Source organism: Allomuricauda sp. ANG21 (genome assembly GCF_040705235.1).
Taxonomy (GTDB): Bacteria; Bacteroidota; Bacteroidia; order Flavobacteriales; family Flavobacteriaceae; genus Flagellimonas; species Flagellimonas marina.
In genome coordinates this window covers 387,411-402,529 of sequence record NZ_JBFCVT010000001.1, presented here as the reverse complement: position 1 = coordinate 402,529, position 15,119 = coordinate 387,411, and the positions used below count along the sequence as shown (strand labels likewise).

Here is a 15,119-nt window from a genome sequence, read left to right as displayed (position 1 = left end):
AATGGCCGAGGAAGAAAATAGCATTTTTGAGCTAATGCTTATTGGCGGCATTGTTCCAAAGGAACATTCGGGCTGGCCAAAGGCATGGAAGTTGGTGAATCGAGCCATAAGGCTTTCGGCTGATTTAAATACCGCTACAAGTGTTGATGAAATTCGAGAGAGACTTTCGGAACTCATAGGGAATCCCATAGATACTACCACAAGGGTATTTGTACCTATCTATACCAATTTTGGAAAGCACATTAAACTTGGCAAAAATGTTTTTATAAATCATGCCTGTACCTTTCTTGATTTGGGGGGCATTACCATTGAAGACGATGTACAAATCGGTCCAAAGGTAAATTTGATTACCGAAAACCACCCACTTGATCCTTTGAACCGTAAATCCTTGGATTTGAGTTCTATTCTCATTAAAAAGAATGCTTGGTTGGGGGCGGCCTGCACCATTTTGCCAGGGGTAACTGTTGGAGAAAACTCCGTTGTCGCTGCTGGGGCCGTAGTAACCAAGAATGTGCCTGATAATACCGTGGTAGCAGGGGTGCCGGCCAAGGTGGTAAAGCAATTGGACGCGAACAGATAGGCGAATATGAAAAAACTTGGCTTACTCACTATACTGACAATTCTTCTATTGGGTTCGTGCAACCAGGGTCATATAAATGAGACTGAGGTAGATTATGATAGTGTGATGGTCCGTATTGCCGAGATTGAAATTGTCCCAGAATTTCGGGACGACTATGTGGCTATTTTAAAAGAAGAAGCGGAAGCTTCGGTACGGTTGGAACCCGGGGTTATTTGTATTTACCCGATGTTCCAACGCGACAATCCGAACCAAATTAGGCTATTGGAAATCTATGCCAGTGAAGAAGCTTACCAATCACATTTGCAAACGCCACATTTTATACACTACAAGACAAGCACGAAGCACATGGTAAAATCGCTGCAATTGGTGGACATGGAAGCCTTAGATTCTGAGACCATGCCTGCACTTTTTTTAAAGTTGGGGGAATGAGTAAGCCGAGGAGTGTTTAGGACTGTCAAAATGCTTGTGCTAACTGACTCGAAATCATCTAAAAACCCAAATCTCTTTTAGTTTACCGACAAATCTTCTCTCTCTACCACCGTATCGCTTACAAATAGTTTTTCAATGGCATTGTAGGCTTCTATGTCTTGCAATGGGTTTTTGGACAGAAGCAACATGTGGGCCTTTTTTCCCACGGCAATGGAACCCACAGAATCCAATGCAAAAGCTTGGGCATTGTTGATAGTTGCAGAGGCCAGTATTTGATCTAAGGGCATACCGGCTTCTTTCATCAACTTGAGTTCCCAATATCCATTGTGCCCAGGTTGATTTCCATAGGTTGGGGCAGAGGGGGTATCGGTGCCAAATAGAATACGTCCATTGTTATCAGACAAATATTTAAGTGCCAGCATGGCATGTGCTTGAATGTCCCCATAAATTTTGTGGACTTCTTCCGCAGGAAGTTCTGAAAAAAGCTCTTTGGCAAACCATTGTCCCTCTTCAGTTGCATACCACTCCAATAGTTTATGCGGCACTACTTTTTTGAGTTGGGGATCGTTCAGAAATAGGGAGTCGGCCAATGCTTCCTCACCAGCAAGAACGGTGAGCGTTGGGGTGTAACCAATTTGCTTCTGAATTTGCAGGTCCAACACGTTTTTAACTTCGTCAGGCAACGAATCTGACGGAACATTTCTGTATTCGCCCCAGTTCCACATGCCATGGGCAATAACATCGACTCCCACATCGGTTAGGAAGGAATGGGCTTCCAATGAATTTCCATGAACCGTCAACACCATTCCATTCTTGTGGGTGTTTTCCATTAAATCGTTCATGATCTGTTTGGTTGGAACGGGTAGTTTTGGCATTCCCCTAAAGCCGGACTCGTAATAGGATTTTACGGCGATGCCACCAGACTTTTTGATGCGCTCCACCACAGCTTTTGGTGTATGTTCGCTAGGATTGAATTTATCAGGAATATTATCTGCTTCGCTTTCCAAATAGATGAAGTTTGGTGCTCCATCAAAACGGAACTCTTCAGGAGCAAAATTCATGGGGTAGCCATTTGCCACGGACGCCCCTGATCTTCCGGTATGGTATAGGTCGGGGTGTAGGGGTTGGCTGTTAAAGTCTGAAATTTGTTTTTCCGATATTCCACCCAGATTGATCAAAGTTGTAAATCCAAAATAGAGATAACTTCTGGGCATTTGTGCAATGAACGCCTCCGCCAGTTCTGGATAGGCTTCCATCTGGTATGGGAGCATACCTTGCACTTCGGTAATATGGGTGTGGCTATCTATTAATCCGGGAATTAAAAACTTCCCTGTCCCATCAATGCTTTCAAAACTTCCGTTGATAGTGGGCTCTTCTTCCCCAACATAGATGATTTTACCTTCTTCTGTAACAACATGACCCACATAAGGGGAGTAGGTGCCATCTTCGGATGTTATGATGTGCGCATTTGAAATATGGATTCCGTTGGAAAGAGTAAGGACCGTTTTGTCACTTTTGCAAGAAACCACAACTATAATGGCTCCCAAGAGAATAAGAAATTTGTTCATTGGATTTTTTATGTTTTTACTAACCAGGTTATGAATAAGGTGCTTAAATTTTGGAGACCAGAAACAATATTCCTCCCCGAATACCTTTATAGGCTATGAAGCATAATATCGTTAAAACAAGTCCTATGAGGATAGGTAATATGCCACCAAAAGTGTACAGCATTCCATATACAAACCCTAAAAAGCATTCGGGCAAATAGACAGGTCGGAACAACGCGATGACCACAGGCAACACTATTAAATATTGCATTATTTCCACAAGCCCAAATGCCCATAAAATGCACATTGCAATACCCAAGGTAAGTGCGCCAAAAAATCGGTACAAAATCCCATTTGAATCGTTATGGGAGGTTGTCTTATTTTGTCTTTTTTGAAGTAAAGTAACCACCACATAGGTTGCTAATGGGACAGTAACAAGTCCCCACCAGTTGGAAACCCCCGGTAAATTATCATCTGCCAGTAAGTGATGGGTAATAACGCCTCCGTTCAAATATTCCACAATAATCAGGGCAAGGGTCAATGCCAAGGCTCCCAGTGTAAGTGGTATTTTGTGGTCTAACAGGGGTAGCGGTTTCATGGTTGTTTGTTTTTCGTTTCTATGTGTTTGGACCGTAAGATACTTAATTCAAGCGGCTTAATCTTTTTTCTAAACATGGTTTCTTGCATTACTAGAATAAATAGACCAGCCCTTGGGAACTGATATTGCTCATTATATTCTTTTTAGCATAGGGTGGTCAGAATTCAGTTCCAATAAATCCCACAGGTTGCCATAGAGATCCTTGAAAACGGCCACTGTTCCATATTCTGCTTCTTTCGGGTCTCTAACAAATTCAATTTCCTTGGATTTCATTTCGTTGTAATCCCTCCAAAAATCATCAGTATGCAAAAACAGAAAGACCCTTCCTCCCGATTGGTTGCCTATAAACTGCTCTTGTTCTGGTTTTGATGCCCTTGCGAGCAAGATTGTTGTCCCAGTGGAATTAGGCGGGGCCACAACCACCCATCTTTTGTCCTGTTCGGGTTGGTACGTATCTTCTAGCAAGTTAAAATTGAGCTTTTTGGTATAAAATTCAATGGCTTCATCGTAGTCTTTTACCACCAAAGCAATGTGTATTATAGATTGTTTCATTCAGGAATTTTTTAGAAGAAGACGGGAACAGCACTATATGGTAAATCTTTATTTTTTGGGTTTAAAAATAAGGGTGTCCAATTCCAAATATTTTTCTTTCATAAGACTTAAGGCAAAAGCAGCCGCGGCAGCGCTGAATACGGAATAATCAAATGCGCCCTTTATTCCGGTTGAAAAAGTCATAGATAAGGCAAATAACAAAAGGAGAAACCCGCTCAATTTCGCAAACAATTCCGTTTTAAATCCGATAATCAAGAAGATGGCAAAAATAACTTCCGCTGCCGTTGCCAAGGTTCCAATGGCCGGAATTATGGAATCGGGAAGCCAGGGGTTGATCAATTCTGTATAGCCCAAGAAATTTTCCCAATTCCCCCAAACCGAAATTTCTTCGTCCCACATCCCAAATCGGTCCGCAACCGCGGATAGAAACCCTAATGATAGTGCAAGCCGCAAAAAGAGCTTTATTGCTTTATGATTCATGTATAACAGTGCTTATTTTTGATTGTTTCCTTTCTTAAATGTTGATGATGGCTTATTTATTCCTGAGGTTTTCGATAAATCCAGCATCCACCCAAAAGATATCTACATTTTCGTAACCATCATTTTCATTTGCAGCGGGGCCAACGGTTCTATTGAAAAAAAGGTATTTTCCATCTGGTGTAATGCTGGCGCAGGCCTCCCATGCTTCCGTATTTATTTTGTCCCCTAAATTAATGGGATTGCCCCATGAGCCATCTGGCAGCCGGAAGCTGATATAAATATCAGAATCGCCATAACCGCCCTCTCTCTCGCTATCAAATATAAGATAGGACTCATCTGGAGCGATGAAGGGGTGGAAACTTTTGCCAGTATTGATGGTGTTGGGAAGACGTTTTGGTTCTTCGTGCTTTCCATCAATAAATTGCGAATACCAAATATCACCTGTAATATCCGATTTAAACTCATCAAAAAAATAGGTCCCCTTGTCCGATACGGAAAGACGCATGGTTGGTAAGGTGTCAAAGGGTGAAGTAAGAGCTTCCATTTCGGACCATTCACCAGTTTCTGTGCGCTTTCTGTGCCAACTGCTCAAATATAGGGTCTCTCCATCCGAAGAGAAAAAGGGTTGTCCCCTACGGGGAGCAGTGGCCGTTTCATGCCATTGGCCATCTTTGTTGGTAAGGGTGACCATTTCTTGTTTTTCCTTGTTCGCATCCCGTCGAATAAAATAAAATTCGTTTAGGTCGGGTGTAAAGACACCACTCACCTCCCAATCTTCTGAAGTCACTATTCCTGGAGCAAAAGGCTCTGGGGTGGAGCCAGGCGGTTTTTGGCCCAAATAAAGATTATCTTCTTTGGATGTATTAGGGTCTTCTGTTTTCTGATTTTTGGAACGGCAAGCACCAAAAAGTAGCACCGCCGCGGATGTTAGAAAAATAATATGATTTCTTCGGGTGAGACGCATTCTGAACGTTTTTATTATGATGCCTCGAAGTTAGCCAAAAAAGACTTGCTTTTTTCTCAACCCTTTAGGATCATTTTGTTTGTTTCAAATTTCAATTCTAAGGAGAATTATCAAGGTCACTGTCCCAAAACAGAGCAGCCCGAACATACCACCTCTAACGAAATCGGTTTTTGTGACATCCTTTTTTCTTTGGGATATGTTCTTTCTAAAAATCAAAGCTAAGAGGAGGGGCCAGAACACTAAAAACGCATAGCCATAAAAGGTGGTGGGATGATACAAATCGTCCATTGCATTTCTGATAAGGCCAAAGAAAATATAGTCCAGTATTACGGCCAATACCAGAAAGATAGAGGCAATCTGTAAAGCGCCCTTTAACAACCCTTCATTTGGATACGTTTTTAGAGCTAGAAACGTAGCGTAAGCCCATAAAAGAGGTACAACGGTCAACATTAAGGTGATTCCCAAGGTTGGGTTATAACTCCAGGGAAACCACAACAGTAGGTTGGATGCCCAGTAGGAAGAAAATCCAAGAGCAATTATGTATAAAATCCATTTTTTCATTTCGGTATAATGTGGGTTGTAAGCTTGGTAAAAATGATTTCCAATGTTGCAAAACTTTTATTCAAATACTAAATAAGTCCATAATCTTGTTTTGACTATTCTTCCATTGTATTGGGCATGGCGCATCGTTAGTTTTTTGGTGACCTTTTCCAAAAGATTATTTATTGAATTAGATTTAGGATAGGAGGTAACGTTAACATCTTTAATCTCTGCATTTTCGTTAACTGTGAAATAAACGTATGCCCGCCCCTTATACTTGGGCTTATTTTTTAATCCATCATTTATTAGTTCTGATAGTTTTTCTTCGGTACAATCTATCTGATTCTTTTTTGGGCAGGTATTTTCAAATGGCAACTCAGATAGAACAGCATAATGATAAATCTCCTTTTCCTCTTGCTTGAAAGGTTTTATTTCTCCATCTGAATCAAGAAAATGTCCCTTTGGAATTTGTGCAAATGAAAGGGTAGGCAATACCATGAAAAGAATCAGAAAACTTAGATTTGGAATATTCATTGTAGGTTTAAATTAAATAAGTTACAACGTATTTGAAACATTTAGATATACCCAATAACGACATGCTAATGATGTGATGCATTATTTACGTAGGTGCAACTCCCTTCAAATATATCATAAATTCAAAAGGCAAAAGCTTGGAGTGGAACAAGGGAGACTAAAAAAAGAAAACCCTGCAAATTTGCAGGGCTTCCCATAGTATTGGTTTGGTTGTATGTCTATGTTAATTTTTATTCACTCTATAGGTAATTCTACGGTTGGTAATCACGGTACCAACGGTAAGGTTCAATGTGGCTTCATTGGAGGTTAAATCCCCACAGGTAGATCCTGAATTGGATACCTGCACGCGATAGATATAGCCATTTTTATCCATATCTGGACTGGTCACCGTCAGTGTGGCCGTTTGCGTTCCTGAATATTCGGCCCCATCCGTAATGGTCGCAAAAGAACCACCACCATTGGTGCTTACTTCCCATTGGTAGGTATCCGCACCGTTAGTAGTTACTGAAAAAGTTCCGTTGTTGCCCACCACCACATTTTGGTCGGTTGGTTGTGATGTTATGGTAAAAGGCGTTACGGTGATAAATTGGTAAACATCCACTGAATTGCCAGAGGCATCCGTAATACGATACGTTCGGGTAATGGTCTCTGGATTTGTTCCCCCATCGCTGACATCACTAATAAAAGTTACGGTAGGGCTTGGGTCGCAATTATCCGCTTCATCCGTAATACTGGAAACATCAGCTGCGGGAATATCTGCGCTACAATACACCGTTACTGGTGAAGGAGCCGTTGCAGTTGGATCTGTATAATCCACGGTAATGGTTGTAGTGGCTGCTAAATTGGGATACGGTGGGTCTCCCGGCATACCACCATACTCTACTAAATATCCTTTAGGTTGATAGTCTCCGCTACCCGCTCCAGTGTTGGAAAGGTCGTTCCATGACCCAGGCAAACCTACCCCCGGTGCGGTAATGTGGGCATAATCTTCATTTCCACTATTATTGGGCTCGCCACCATTCCAAAATTCGTAGGCAAAAGCGGTTCCTCCTGCAGTTCCACGCCAGAACAGGGTTCCCGCCTCGGGTCCGGTTACCCAGTACCAATCGCCTTCCAAAGCAGCATCGCTGGCTCCGATCCATCCAGCGCCTGGCGCCTGAGAACCCAAAAGATCGGATTCATCCTGAATGGAAATAGTGGCCAAATAGCCTTGTAAGCCATAAAAGGTTCGCAAGGCAGCTGCATCACGCGCGTTGGTCCAGGTAATGCCTAAAGAGGGCACATATTCGTAATAATGCCCGGTTGATTCCAAGTAGTTGGCCTCATTCAAAACAATTGAAAAGGTGCGGGTATCTCCTGAGGTCACTGTTGCCGTGGTTTGGAATTCAACGGCGGCTACGGCTGCTTCGAATTCTGCCAAAGTTGTTGGCCCGGTCAGGGTCAACCTTCCTTCGGAAACATCCCAGCTTGAAGTAATATTGGGGTGCGTCCCTGTGAGGCTTAAAATATCACCGGAAACATCATAGTTTGATGAAATTTGAATATAGACGGCATCCAAAGTGGTATCATCCGGATCTTCAATGGAAACACTTTCCACAATGGCAATGGCATTGCCAGGACAGAATTCTTGATCGCCCGTGGCTGTAATTGAAGGTGGTTCGTCAGCATCCACAGTGTCATCCCTAAAATCCAAATCACCGCCAGAAGCCACATCTCCATCAGAGTCAGGAAGCATAAGTGTCCCCCCTGTGGTGTTCAACGGATTGTCTATATCTCCCCCTGGATCACCATACCCGGTTGTGGTATCTATAGCGTTATCCAAACCGTCCCCGTCGCTATCTGTTCCGGAAAGGGTCAAGGCTGCTTCGCTGGTGTCGTTAGTGCCATCATTGTCGCTATCTGTATCCATAAAGTCGGGAGTACCATCTGAATCTGAGTCTACAGGGGAAATTCCACTAGACTCATAAGCGTTGTCCAAACCATCATTATCCGAATCAGAGCCTGATGGTGCCGTATATCCTAATGAAGTTTGGGCTTCCACATTGTCTGGGATGCCATCTCCATCACTATCTAAATCTTGATAGTTGGGGATTCCGTCTCCATCGGTGTCTACTGTGGTACAATCCACAGCTCCACCGTAACTGGCGCCATACACTCGAGCTCCAACGTTCCATGCTATTATTTTAATGTATTGTAAACTAGTGCCACTTACGGTAAAGGTCACTTCTCGAATGGAACCTGGGGTTGTGCCATTGGCGCCGGCCAACCAACCATCGCTTCCTCCGGCAGCAGAGGAACGTTGCACTTGCATATCTGTGCTGGACACTCCGGGGTCTGCTCCTAAAAATACACTTACGGAAGTACCTACAGTAATGGGTTGGGCAAATTGCAATAGTATTTCAGATTGTCCTTCGTAGGTGGATGTTGAATTGTAAGCGTAGGTGGTTCCAGGAGATCCCTGAGCATTTGTTGGACTCCTAAAAAAGGCCAAATTTGTTGCGGTTTGCACAAAATTTCCTCCTGTGCCACCACATTCGTCGGTATCTAAAATACCGTCATTATCATCATCAACATCCGCACTGTCCTCAATGCCATCACCGTCCAAATCGGCCACAGGAGCACTACAGTTCGAATAAAGTATGGAAAAAGGAATGTTCTGTTTGGAGATGGAAGGGCCTTGGTACTGAACGGTCAAGGTTTCACCACCACTGTTTTCAAAGAAAAGCACTCGAATATCATGTAGTCCTGTGGTAAGTGTTACGGTACCTGACCTTTCCTGTGTGCCATGAAGTCCATCGTTGTTTACAATTTGAACCCCATCAATATAGAGTTTCGAGCCATCATCGGAAGAGGTGTAAAAGGTATAAGAACCTGCAGTGTTGATTTGGATATAGCCATCGTATCGAATACTGAAGGTATTGGTATCCCCGGGGTCTTCTTGGTTTTGAAGGGCATCCACATCAAAACTGGTGTAAGTTCCTGTGCCCAATGCACCACTGGTGGGAATATTGTCCACTGTATTTCCTGAAGGAACACTATCGTAGAACTCAAAATCTACTTCACCCGAACAGAAGGGAAGGGTTCCTTGTACCGAAACATTGTCAATGTAATATGTTTCGTTGTTTGCGGTATTGTAAAATCGTATTCTGATTTCCAAGGTTGATCCTGTGGAAGGCAGGTTTACTGTATACGATGGATTTAAAGGATCTGAGGGGCTGGAATCTCCAGAAGCATTTTCAAACTCGGTCCACGAGGCAGCGCCATTGATTCGATATTCACCAATAAAATAATCGGTTCCTGCTTCAAATTGATTTGTGGCAGCCATAGTGGCCACATCCAAACTAAAACTAACCGAAGTATAACCGTAAATGTTTATGGCATTCGTCTGCCAGATGCCCTCGGTACCCAAATTATTGGCCTCAATACGGTTGCTTTGTACCCAAACAGCTCCTGTTAGCGTTGTGGTCCATGCTGTTGCAGAAGGTCCAGAAGCCGTTCCGTTTTCCGTTCCATTGGCATAGCTATTGAAGTTCTCACTCCAAATAGTAGTTTGCGAGAAAGAAAGGCAAGTCCCCCATAAGAAGAATGCCAAAAGTGCCTTGTGGCTTTTGGAAATTCTAGGTGCTATCTCCTCAGTGAACAAAGTTGAGGTCATGTTCTACGTTGATTTATATGCAAAGCTACCTTCATATGAGGCATTGGAAAATATTTGTTGTGAAATGGGAGAATAGGGATGTTTAACCCTTGATTTGTAATGTTTCTTGCTGCTCAGTTTTGTAGTAAAATGATAGAGAGGTTGAATTAACCCGGATTCACCAGAGTTTGGTAGTGCGTTTTCACTAAAATACTGGGGCAAAATGAGTTTTGTTCGACTTGGGTTGCACATCCTGTATTAATTGTCGTATATTTGCACCACTGAACGGATATAAAAGTATTCATGAGGGGACTTAGGTCCCCTCTTTTATTACTGAATTCTTATGTTTAAGGAGAAAGTGAAGTCGCTGTTAGATAAGGCTTTGGAGGAGCATCCATCGTTGTTTCTGATAGATTTTACGGTGGGCGGAGATAACAACATCAGAGTGATTTTGGATGGGGATACAGGTGTCAATCTTCAGGATTGTATGGACATCAGTAGGGCCATTGAGCACAATTTGGATCGTGAGGAAGAAGACTTTTCCTTGGAAGTCACCTCTGCGGGAGCTACATCGCCACTTCTGTTACCGCGTCAGTACCATAAGAATATTGGAAGAAAAATAAAGGTTAGGACAGAGGCTGAGGAATTGGAAGGCACCTTGACCCAGGCTTCGGAAAATAGTATTACCTTGGAGTGGAAGGCCCGTGAGCCCAAACCAGTGGGTAAAGGAAAAGTTACCGTGCAGAAGAAGCAGGAAATTGCATATTCTGACATTCAACAAGCAAAAGTGATATTAAAATTTTAATTGTAGATCAAAAATGGAAAACCTAGCGCTCATCGAATCCTTTTCGGAGTTTAAGGACGATAAGTTTATTGACAGGGTGACCCTTATGGCCATTTTGGAAGATGTGTTCCGAAATGCACTCAAGAAAAAATTTGGTTCCGATGATAACTTTGATATCATCATCAACCCAGATAAAGGGGATTTGGAGATTTGGAGAAACCGTGTGGTGGTCGAGGATGGTGAAGTGGAAGAACCCAATGAAGAAATCTCATTGTCTGAGGCCAGAAAAATTGAGCCCGATTTTGAAGTGGGCGAAGATGTTTCTGAAGAGGTAAAATTGATAGATTTGGGAAGAAGGGCCATTTTGGCGTTGCGCCAAAACCTGATTTCCAAGATCCATGAGCATGATAATACCACCATCTACAAGCAATTTAAGGACTTGGAAGGTGAGATTTATACCGCTGAGGTGCACCATATCCGCCACAAGGCCATTATTTTGTTGGATGACGAGGGGAATGAAATCATCCTTCCCAAGGAAAAGCAGATTCCATCTGACTTTTTCCGTAAGGGAGACAACGTTCGAGGTATCATTGAGAGCGTGGAATTGAAAGGAAACAAGCCCGCCATTATCATGTCCCGAACTTCTCCCATTTTCTTGGAACAATTGTTCTTCCAAGAGATTCCAGAGGTATTCGATGGTTTGATCACCATTAAAAAAGCTGTTCGCATCCCAGGGGAAAAGGCAAAAGTGGCAGTGGATTCCTATGACGATAGAATTGATCCTGTAGGTGCTTGTGTGGGGATGAAAGGTTCCCGTATCCATGGAATTGTTCGTGAACTAGGTAATGAAAATATTGATGTCATCAACTGGACCAACAATCCACAATTGATGGTGACGCGGGCATTGAGCCCTGCAAGGGTATCATCAGTGAAATTGAACGATGAGAAAAAAACCGCCCAAGTATACCTGAAGCCAGAAGAAGTTTCCAAGGCCATTGGTAGAGGTGGGCATAACATTCGATTGGCGGGTCAATTAACAGGATATGAAATTGATGTGTTCCGTGAAGGCGTTGAGGAAGATGTGGAGTTGACCGAGTTTTCGGATGAAATAGAAAGTTGGGTGATCGATGAATTCAAGAAGATTGGATTGGATACCGCGCGCAGCGTTTTGGAGCAAGATGTGTCTGACTTGGTGAAGCGTACCGATTTGGAAGAGGAAACTATCCAAGAAGTCGTTCGCATCCTCAAGGAAGAGTTTGAAGATTAAACTATATATTAGCAGCGAAATTTAGGGCAAGTAAGACAATTTATGGCAGGAAACCCAACAATACGACTTAATAAAGTTCTCAGGGAATTGAACATTTCACTAGATCGGGCAGTGGACTATCTTACCTCCGTTGGACACGACGTAGAGGCACGCCCCACTACCAAGATTACGGACGAAGTGTATCAAGTCCTGTTGGATGAGTTTCAAACGGATAAGAGTAAAAAGGTAGCTTCCAAAGAAGTTGGTGAAGAAAAACGCAAGGAGAAGGAAGCCATCAGAATCCAGATGGAACAAGAGCAGGAAGAACGCAGGTTGGCACGGGAGAAAAAGAATGCCGAACAACAGGTGATCAAGGCCAAAGCGGAGCTTTCCGGGCCAAAAACTGTTGGCAAAATTGACTTGGATAAGAAAAAGGAAACCCCAAAGGAGGAGGAGCCAGAAGAAAAAACCGAAGCCCCTAAGGCCAAGGAACCTGAAACTCCAAAAGCTGAGACCAAACCCAAAAAGGTAGAGGAGCCCAAGGAGCCAAAAAAGGAAGCAAAACCTGAAGAAAAGGAAAGCGAGCCAGAATCTGGAACCATAAAGACCCAATACCAAAAGCTGAGTGGTCCCAAGATTACAGGGGATAAAATTGACCTTACCCAGTTTAACAAGCCCAAAAAGAAGAAAGAGGAGCAGCAAAAATCAAGTGGTGGCTCTTCTGATAGTAGCTCAGATAGAAAGAAGCGTAGAAAACGCATTGTTAAAAGTGGTCCGCAATCTGGAAACGGACGTCCCAATAAAGGTGGTGGCGGCCAAGGAAGAAGAGGACAGCGAGGTTCCGCTCCCAAGGTAGAGCCTACCGAAGAAGAAGTACAAAAGCAAGTGCGTGAAACCTTGGAAAAACTCCAAGGAAAATCCAGTAAGGGTAAAGGCGCAAAATATAGAAGAGAGAAAAGGGATCAGCACCGTCAGCAGACAGAAAAAGACCTGGAGCAACAGGAGCTGGAAAGTAAAATCCTAAAGGTTACCGAGTTTGTTACTGTGAACGAACTTGCCACCATGATGGATGTGTCCTCAACCCAAATCATTTCGGCATGTATGTCCTTGGGTATCATGGTTACCATGAACCAGCGCTTGGATGCAGAAACACTCTCCATTGTTGCTGATGAATTTGGCTATGAAGTGGAATTCATCACCGCAGAAATTGAGGAATCCATTGAGGAGGAGGAAGATGCTCCAGAAGATTTGAAATCAAGGGCGCCGATTGTTACCGTTATGGGACACGTTGACCACGGTAAAACCTCTTTGTTGGATTATATTCGTGAAGAGAATGTAATTGCAGGTGAGAGCGGTGGAATCACCCAACATATCGGAGCATATGGAGTTTCCTTGCCTGATGGTCAAAAAATCACCTTCTTGGATACCCCGGGTCACGAGGCCTTTACGGCAATGCGTGCGCGTGGTGCCCAAATTACGGACATTGCCATTGTGGTGATTGCTGCGGACGATGACATCATGCCCCAGACTAAGGAGGCCATAAGTCATGCCCAAGCCGCTGGAGTTCCCATAGTATTCGCTATCAACAAAGTTGATAAGCAAACGGCCAATCCTGATAAAATCAAAGAAGGTCTTGCCCAAATGAACCTTTTGGTGGAAGATTGGGGTGGAAAAATCCAATCCCATGACATTTCGGCCAAAACTGGACAAGGGGTCAAGGAATTGTTGGAAAAAGTATTGTTGGAAGCCGAGTTGCTGGAATTGCAGGCAAACCCTGATAAATTGGCTTCAGGTGCCGTAGTGGAAGCCTTTTTGGACAAAGGGCGAGGCTATGTGTCCACTATTTTGGTGCAAAGCGGAACGTTGAATATTGGAGATTATGTCTTGGCTGGAACCTGTAGTGGTAAAGTTAAGGCAATGCAGGATGAACGTGGAAAGACTGTGAAGAGTGCAGGTCCCTCCACACCTATTTCAATTTTAGGGTTGGATGGAGCGCCCCAGGCTGGGGATAGGTTCCACGTGCTTGAGGATGAACGGGAAGCCAAACAGATAGCAGCTAAACGTTCGCAATTGCAACGCGAGCAATCCGTCCGTACACAACGACATATTACACTTGATGAAATCGGTCGAAGAATTGCTTTGGGCGATTTCCAAGAGTTGAATATTATATTGAAAGGTGATGTGGATGGTTCTGTGGAAGCATTGACGGATTCTTTCCAGAAATTGTCCACAGACGAAATTCAGGTGAATATTATCCACAAAGGTGTTGGCGCCATTACAGAATCTGATGTATTGTTGGCCAGCGCTTCAGATGCCATCATCATAGGATTTAACGTAAGGCCAATGGGCAATGCCCGAATGGTAGCTGATAAGGAGGAAATCGATATTAGAATGTACTCCATCATCTATGATGCCATCAACGACCTGAAGGATGCCATGGAAGGTATGCTTTCTCCAGAGATAAAAGAGGAAATTACCGGTACTGCAGAAATTAGGGAGACTTTCAAGATTTCAAAAATTGGAACCATTGCAGGTTGTATGGTCACCAATGGTAAGGTCTTTAGAAATTCGCAAGTACGCTTGATTCGTGACGGTGTGGTAATTTACACTGGGGAATTGGCTTCGTTGAAACGATTTAAGGATGATGTGAAAGAAGTATCCAAAGGATATGATTGTGGACTTCAGATAAAGAATTATAACGATATCAAGGAAGGGGACATTGTGGAGGCCTTCCAAGAAGTTGCGGTCAAGAAAAAGCTGTAATTTTTCAAATACAGGTTGAATATAAAAAATCCCGCAAGTGCGGGATTTTTTATTATTGGGAACTGCTTTCCGGCTTTAAGAGCATGGCGTCTGGATATTTTTTCCGGACTTCCAAATACTTTCGTTCCGCTTCCAATTTGGTTCTGAACCTGCCCAATCGAACCCTATAGGTTGGTGATTCAAACTCTATTTTAGAGTACCATCCCGGGAAATCGATGTCCACTTGGTTCTTGAGGTTCTGTGCTTTTTGAAAATTGCCAAAACCTACCTGGATTTGGTAAAATTCTGCCTTGGAATTCGCCTCGGCATATAATTTTACAAGTTGCTCTATTCTGGGGTCCTGCTGTATGGACACGGTGCCTTCCTGTGCCGAAAGTTGAAAAGCCAACCCTGTTAGAAATGCAATAAATACGGGTGTTTTCATGGGATTTCGGTGTTTTTTAATTTTATTTTTCACAAATGTAATTC

The 15,119-nt window shown here is 43.2% G+C and carries 14 protein-coding genes; 5 read left to right on the top strand and 9 right to left on the bottom strand.

The genetic code is table 11. The annotated features are described in order from the left end of the window. Position 1: 1 nt before the first annotated feature. Both AB1A65_RS01900 and AB1A65_RS01895 read left to right on the top strand, forming a co-directional pair. Entirely contained in the window at positions 2-580 is a 579-nt protein-coding gene (locus AB1A65_RS01900) for a DapH/DapD/GlmU-related protein (RefSeq protein ID WP_366585059.1), read from the top strand. 6 nt (positions 581-586) lie between these two features. Further along, positions 587-1,009, top strand: coding sequence for a putative quinol monooxygenase (locus tag AB1A65_RS01895; RefSeq protein WP_366585057.1), 423 nt, complete (start codon positions 587-589; stop codon positions 1,007-1,009). A gap of 77 nt (positions 1,010-1,086) precedes the next feature. On the opposite strand, the gene AB1A65_RS01890 is transcribed toward AB1A65_RS01895, so the two are convergent. The 8 genes from AB1A65_RS01890 to AB1A65_RS01855 form a co-directional block, all read right to left on the bottom strand. After that, a complete protein-coding gene (locus tag AB1A65_RS01890; RefSeq protein WP_366585055.1) occupies positions 1,087-2,577 on the bottom strand; it encodes an amidohydrolase family protein in 1,491 nt (496 codons plus the stop codon). Positions 2,578-2,620: 43 nt separating this feature from the next. Further along, complete coding sequence (locus AB1A65_RS01885; protein ID WP_366585053.1) at positions 2,621-3,154, bottom strand: hypothetical protein; 534 nt, start codon at positions 3,152-3,154, stop codon at positions 2,621-2,623. A 132-nt stretch (positions 3,155-3,286) separates the two neighbouring features. Beyond that, complete coding sequence (locus tag AB1A65_RS01880) at positions 3,287-3,706, bottom strand: VOC family protein (protein ID WP_366585051.1); 420 nt, start codon at positions 3,704-3,706, stop codon at positions 3,287-3,289. Positions 3,707-3,754: 48 nt separating this feature from the next. Further along, positions 3,755-4,186, bottom strand: coding sequence for a DoxX family protein (locus tag AB1A65_RS01875; protein WP_366585049.1), 432 nt, complete (start codon positions 4,184-4,186; stop codon positions 3,755-3,757). Positions 4,187-4,238: 52 nt separating this feature from the next. Continuing rightward, positions 4,239-5,150, bottom strand: a complete 912-nt coding sequence (locus tag AB1A65_RS01870) for a hypothetical protein (protein WP_366585047.1) — start codon at positions 5,148-5,150, stop codon at positions 4,239-4,241. Between the two features lie 84 nt (positions 5,151-5,234). Then, entirely contained in the window at positions 5,235-5,711 is a 477-nt protein-coding gene (locus AB1A65_RS01865; protein WP_366585045.1) for a hypothetical protein, read from the bottom strand. Between the two features lie 57 nt (positions 5,712-5,768). Beyond that, a complete protein-coding gene (locus tag AB1A65_RS01860; RefSeq protein ID WP_366585043.1) occupies positions 5,769-6,224 on the bottom strand; it encodes a hypothetical protein in 456 nt (151 codons plus the stop codon). A 223-nt stretch (positions 6,225-6,447) separates the two neighbouring features. After that, positions 6,448-9,879: a PA14 domain-containing protein gene (locus tag AB1A65_RS01855; protein WP_366585041.1), complete on the bottom strand. Its 3,432-nt coding sequence runs from the start codon at positions 9,877-9,879 to the stop codon at positions 6,448-6,450. 322 nt (positions 9,880-10,201) lie between these two features. Between AB1A65_RS01855 and rimP the strand changes: the two genes are divergently transcribed. From rimP to infB, 3 genes are read left to right on the top strand one after another with little or no spacing between them, the layout of a single operon-like run. Next, positions 10,202-10,663 carry a ribosome assembly cofactor RimP gene (gene rimP, locus AB1A65_RS01850; protein WP_366585038.1) on the top strand — a complete coding sequence of 154 codons (462 nt, stop codon included), beginning with the start codon at positions 10,202-10,204 and terminating at the stop codon, positions 10,661-10,663. A gap of 13 nt (positions 10,664-10,676) precedes the next feature. Then, positions 10,677-11,909: a transcription termination factor NusA gene (nusA, locus tag AB1A65_RS01845; RefSeq protein ID WP_366585036.1), complete on the top strand. Its 1,233-nt coding sequence runs from the start codon at positions 10,677-10,679 to the stop codon at positions 11,907-11,909. Between the two features lie 42 nt (positions 11,910-11,951). Then, complete coding sequence (gene infB / locus AB1A65_RS01840; RefSeq protein ID WP_366585034.1) at positions 11,952-14,651, top strand: translation initiation factor IF-2; 2,700 nt, start codon at positions 11,952-11,954, stop codon at positions 14,649-14,651. A 52-nt stretch (positions 14,652-14,703) separates the two neighbouring features. Here infB and AB1A65_RS01835 read toward each other — a convergent pair whose 3' ends face one another. Beyond that, positions 14,704-15,075: an SPOR domain-containing protein gene (locus AB1A65_RS01835; RefSeq protein WP_366585032.1), complete on the bottom strand. Its 372-nt coding sequence runs from the start codon at positions 15,073-15,075 to the stop codon at positions 14,704-14,706. Positions 15,076-15,119: the final 44 nt, after the last annotated feature.

Excerpts from the sequence above, each read along its gene's own strand:
- AB1A65_RS01900 (WP_366585059.1), top strand. The coding sequence starts at position 2 with ATGGCCGAGGAAGAAAATAGCATTTTTGAGCTAATGCTTATTGGCGGC.
- AB1A65_RS01895 (WP_366585057.1), top strand. The coding sequence starts at position 587 with ATGAAAAAACTTGGCTTACTCACTATACTGACAATTCTTCTATTGGGT.
- AB1A65_RS01890 (WP_366585055.1), bottom strand. The coding sequence starts at position 2,577 with ATGAACAAATTTCTTATTCTCTTGGGAGCCATTATAGTTGTGGTTTCT.
- AB1A65_RS01885 (WP_366585053.1), bottom strand. The coding sequence starts at position 3,154 with ATGAAACCGCTACCCCTGTTAGACCACAAAATACCACTTACACTGGGA.
- AB1A65_RS01880 (WP_366585051.1), bottom strand. The coding sequence starts at position 3,706 with ATGAAACAATCTATAATACACATTGCTTTGGTGGTAAAAGACTACGAT.
- AB1A65_RS01875 (WP_366585049.1), bottom strand. The coding sequence starts at position 4,186 with ATGAATCATAAAGCAATAAAGCTCTTTTTGCGGCTTGCACTATCATTA.
- AB1A65_RS01870 (WP_366585047.1), bottom strand. The coding sequence starts at position 5,150 with ATGCGTCTCACCCGAAGAAATCATATTATTTTTCTAACATCCGCGGCG.
- AB1A65_RS01865 (WP_366585045.1), bottom strand. The coding sequence starts at position 5,711 with ATGAAAAAATGGATTTTATACATAATTGCTCTTGGATTTTCTTCCTAC.
- AB1A65_RS01860 (WP_366585043.1), bottom strand. The coding sequence starts at position 6,224 with ATGAATATTCCAAATCTAAGTTTTCTGATTCTTTTCATGGTATTGCCT.
- AB1A65_RS01855 (WP_366585041.1), bottom strand. The coding sequence starts at position 9,879 with ATGACCTCAACTTTGTTCACTGAGGAGATAGCACCTAGAATTTCCAAA.
- rimP (WP_366585038.1), top strand. The coding sequence starts at position 10,202 with ATGTTTAAGGAGAAAGTGAAGTCGCTGTTAGATAAGGCTTTGGAGGAG.
- nusA (WP_366585036.1), top strand. The coding sequence starts at position 10,677 with ATGGAAAACCTAGCGCTCATCGAATCCTTTTCGGAGTTTAAGGACGAT.
- infB (WP_366585034.1), top strand. The coding sequence starts at position 11,952 with ATGGCAGGAAACCCAACAATACGACTTAATAAAGTTCTCAGGGAATTG.
- AB1A65_RS01835 (WP_366585032.1), bottom strand. The coding sequence starts at position 15,075 with ATGAAAACACCCGTATTTATTGCATTTCTAACAGGGTTGGCTTTTCAA.